The organism is Kitasatospora sp. NPDC059088, from assembly GCF_042738155.1.
Classification (GTDB): domain Bacteria; phylum Actinomycetota; class Actinomycetes; order Streptomycetales; family Streptomycetaceae; genus Kitasatospora.
This window is the reverse complement of sequence record NZ_JBHYGR010000221.1, coordinates 5,554-9,516: the sequence shown is the minus strand read 5'-3', so window position 1 is coordinate 9,516 and position 3,963 is coordinate 5,554. Positions and strand designations below refer to the sequence as shown.

Sequence of the window (3,963 nt, the reverse complement as noted above, 5' to 3'; positions counted from 1 at the left end):
GGCCCCCGGCCCGGCCCCCCGGCGCGGCGGGGGGCGGGGGCCCCACCCCCCCCCCACCCCGCGCCCCGCGCCCCCCACGGTGGGGCCGGGGCGCCGCGGCGCAGAGCCCCCCGGCTCCGCGCGGCGGCACCGCCCCCCGTCCGGCCGCGTCGTGGTCAGACCTCCCAGGGCCAGCCGGCGTCGGTCCCCGCCTCCAGCAGGGGGATCAGCCGGAAGGCCGCGTCGCTCAGGCCGCCGAAGGTGTGCCGGTTGGCACCGCCGCTCGGGCCGTGGCCCGTGGCGTAGCCGGCCAGGTTCCAGGTGTAGACGGGCACGTGGGCCGGTACGGCGGTGAGCGGATCGCTGCCCCCGTACCCGGCGCCGGGCTGCTCGTCGGTGATGATCACCACCCGGTCGTGGCCCCGGTAGTGGTCCCGGACGGCCTGGGCGGTGTTGGTGCCGCCGAGGTTGGAGAAGCGCCCCAGCACCCGCAGCACCGCCTCCCCGCGGCCGACCTCGACCACCCGGCTGACGCTGCCGAACTCGACCAGGTCCGCCTCGGCCGCCCGCACCTTCAACGCGGTGCCGAAGATCGCCGCCGAGTCCGCCCGGTTGAGCTGGGTCTGCGCGCTGGGCCGGTCGAACATCGAGCCGGAGCGGTCGACCAGGACCAGCGTCCGGCCGGGCAGCTCGGGCACGTTGGCGAGCGAGTGGCCGAGCGCCGTCTCCAGCGCGTGCCCCCACCGCAGCGAGGGCGCGTGCCGGTACGCGGCCAGGTAGCGGAACGGGAACTGGCGCGAGCGCCGCACCTCGCCCCGGTCGGAGACCCGCCGGGCCACCTCGGCCGCGACCGCGTCCGACACCCCCGCCTGATCGAAGTTGCGCAGGTTCCGCACCAGCGCCATCGGGCCCATGGACGGGATGACCGCCTCCCAGACCGCGGCGTCCATCGGACCCTGCAGCCAGCCCGCCAACGCCTCCCAGGTCAGCCCGGCGGCGGCCAGCCGCTCCGCGCCGTCCTCCGCCGTCACGGCCGCCCGGCGCTCCCCGACGGGCAGCGCGAGCAGCTCGCGGTTGGCGGTCAGCATCCGGTCGAGGGCGGGCGGGACGGCCTCCTCCGGCCGGTGCCGGCGGTCCAGCGCGTACTGGAACAGGGCGCCCTGCCAGGGCTTGGCCGGGTCCGGCGCCGGGTGGGTCAGCTCCAGGACGTCGCCGAAGCGGTAGCCCTTGCCCGCGGTGTCGTACTTGAGCAGCGCGCGGGCGTCGTACAGCCGCCGCACCGCGTCCGCGACGCCGCGCTTGAGCGGCTTGGGCAGCGCCCGGCCGTAGCGCGAGGTCCAGTACGCGAGCAGCTCACCGGGCTCGTCGGCCCGCCGCAGCACGGCGTCGACGGCCTGCCGGGAGTGCCCGTGGGCACCGGCGTCCAGCCGGGCCCGGGTGAACTCGGCGGCGCCGACCAGCGCGGCGGTGCGCAGCTGCGCACCGTACCGCAGCCAGCGCAGCAGCCCGAGGGTCCACTCCGGGTCGCTGACGGCGAGTTCGCGCACCAGCGCGGTGTAGCGGTCGTCGCGGGCGCCGCCGCGCTCGTAGAAGGTGTCCTGTCCGACCATGTTGGCCACGGCGAGGAGGAAGAGTTCGGACTTGGCGTCCCGGGTGAACCCGACGCCGCCGTTGTGGTTGGTGGTGCGCTTCCCGGTCGTGGTCACCGGTGACTTCGGACTGGCCTTGGTCTTGCGGATGTTGAACCTGGACATGCTGCAGCCCCCCTCGGCGTGCTCGGTCGTCAGCGGGAGGGAGGCATGCTGCGGCTGGGGTGCCCGAGATCGTGCCGGTCGTCGAACGACGACCGACGTCGGCGGAGGTATATGCCTTGTGCTCTACCGGATTGAGCTAGCGGCCGCGCTCGCGCACGGCACGCCCGGGATTTGAACCCGGAACCGCAAGATCCGAAGTAACCCCCGCCTGCGCACCGGGCACTCCGAAGCGCAGCTGCCTCCCGAGATCAATGGATTCGGCTGCGGTTTTTGGGTTTGCTTCAACGCACCCCGTTGAAGGGGCACTCCACAGAAGTAACCGCTGCCGGCGCACCGGGAGGTGCGGAATTCTATTCAGGTATGGGTGTCCAGAGTTCAAGGACGGCTGAGGTGACATAGCTGCTCTGCCAACTGAGCTACACCGGCCCGAAGCCGGTGACGGGACTCGAACCCGCGACACGCCCATTAAGAGTGGAAGTAACCTCCGCCTGCGCACCTGGACGAGAGAGAACATATCCAGTCCCCTCCCGCAGGTGCACCCCATTTATCGCCGGGCCCGAACGCCATGCCACTCGGACGTCACGCCGGAGCGACGATCACCGCCCGCGCCCGCTCGGTCAGCTCGCGGACCCGGCGTTCGCCCTGGAAGGGCTCCAGCCGCCGCAGCATCTCCACCACGTACTCCCGGCTGCGCTGCGAGGAGATCCGGCCGGCCACCTCGACGGCGCGCTCGCCGGCGGCGACCGCGGCGTCCAGGTTGCCCGCCTCGGCCTCGGCCATCGCCGAGACCACCAGCCGCAGGCCGTGCGAGCGGACGTAGCCCTCGGTGGGCTTGGCCAGTGCCTCGCGGGTGAACTGCCGGACCTTGGAGGGCACTCCGAGGTCGCGGAAGCACTCGGCGGCGTCGGCGGCCAGCCGGTCGTAGGCGTAGAAGTCGATCCACGCCGGATCGGGGTCCCCGGCGCGTGCTCGTTCGAGTGCGCTCTCCGCCGCGCCGAGCGCCGTCGCGCACGCTGCCGCGTTGCGGGCCTTGGCCTGGGCCCGTGCCTCCACCAGGTGGAAGAAGCTCATGGTCCGGGCGGTGGCCAGGCTGCGGTTGCGCTCCAGCGCGGCCTGGGCGAGGTCGACGGCCTCCTCGGCGAAGCCCCGGTAGCCGGCCTGGAGGCTCATCGAGGCCAGCACGTAGCCGCCGAGCGGCACGTCGGCGGCGGCCCGGGCGAGCCGCAGGGCCTGGATGTAGTACCGCTGGGCGGCCTCGTGCTGGCCGGTGTCGAAGGCCATCCACCCGGCCAGCCTGGTCAGTTCGGCGGTCGCGCCGAACAGCGCCCGGCCGACCGCGTCGCTGTACGAGGCCAGCAGCAGCGGCGCCGCCTCCACCCGCAGGCACTCCGGCACCATCGACGAACGCCAGTCCCCGCCGCCGTACTTGGAGTCCCAGCGGCGGGCCTCCTGGGCGGCCTCGCGGAGCTTGACCGCGTCCGAGTGGCCGACCCGGTACGAGGAGTTCTCGCTGGGGGAGCGCGGCACGTCGCGGGCCACCGAGCCGTCCGCCGGGTTGATCAGCCAGCGGGAGACGGGCGTCGCGTACGCGGCGACCGAGAAGGTGCCGGCCAGGCTGTCGCTCCAGCGGCCGCCGCCGGGCCCGCGGCGCAGGTCGAGGTCGACCCGGAACAGGTCGGTGGCCGAGCGCACCGCGTCGGCCACCTCGCGCGGGAAGGCCAGGCCGAGTTCGGGCGCCGGGTCGGTGTCGCCCAGGCCGATCTCCTCCAGCGGGACGGGCCGGCCGAGCTTGCCGCCGATCGCGGTGGCGATCAGGTGCGGGACGGGCCCCTGCGGGACCATGCCCTTGCTGACCCAGCGCGCGACCGAGGTCTTGTCGTACCGCAGCGTCAAACCGCGTTGCGCGCCAAGGTCGTTGACCCTTCGGGCCAGTCCGGCGTTGCTGATCTGGGCGAGGGTCAGGAGCGTGCCGAGCCGTTCGTTCGGTCCTCGTGGGCTGACGGTCATGGTGGCGGCGGCACCTCCTGCGGCCTTGTGCGCGGGGCCCGGGCGGCACCGGGCCGTAGCTGCTGTACCTAGAGTAGTCGGACGCGTTCCGACGGTTAAGAGGCCGCATTCCGGATGGCGGGATCGCGCACCCGGCGGCGGGGGGCCCGGGCGGCGCGGGGGGGGGGGGGGGGGCCCCCGCGCCGGGTGGGCGCGGCGCGCGCCCGCGCGCGCCGAGCGCGGG

The 3,963-nt window shown here is 74.4% G+C and carries 2 protein-coding genes and 1 tRNA gene; all 3 read right to left on the bottom strand.

The features are described 5' to 3' along the window. Window positions 1–155 precede the first annotated feature (155 nt). Window positions 156–1,733 (bottom strand): TROVE domain-containing protein, encoded by a 1,578-nt coding sequence (locus tag ACFWXO_RS43940; protein WP_380532531.1) that lies wholly within the window; start codon window positions 1,731–1,733, stop codon window positions 156–158. A 430-nt stretch (window positions 1,734–2,163) separates the two neighbouring features. Next, window positions 2,164–2,225: transfer RNA gene (locus tag ACFWXO_RS43935), tRNA-Ser, on the bottom strand. Between the two features lie 87 nt (window positions 2,226–2,312). Continuing rightward, window positions 2,313–3,740 carry an MFS transporter gene (locus tag ACFWXO_RS43930; RefSeq protein ID WP_375892924.1) on the bottom strand — a complete coding sequence of 476 codons (1,428 nt, stop codon included), beginning with the start codon at window positions 3,738–3,740 and terminating at the stop codon, window positions 2,313–2,315. Window positions 3,741–3,963: the final 223 nt, after the last annotated feature.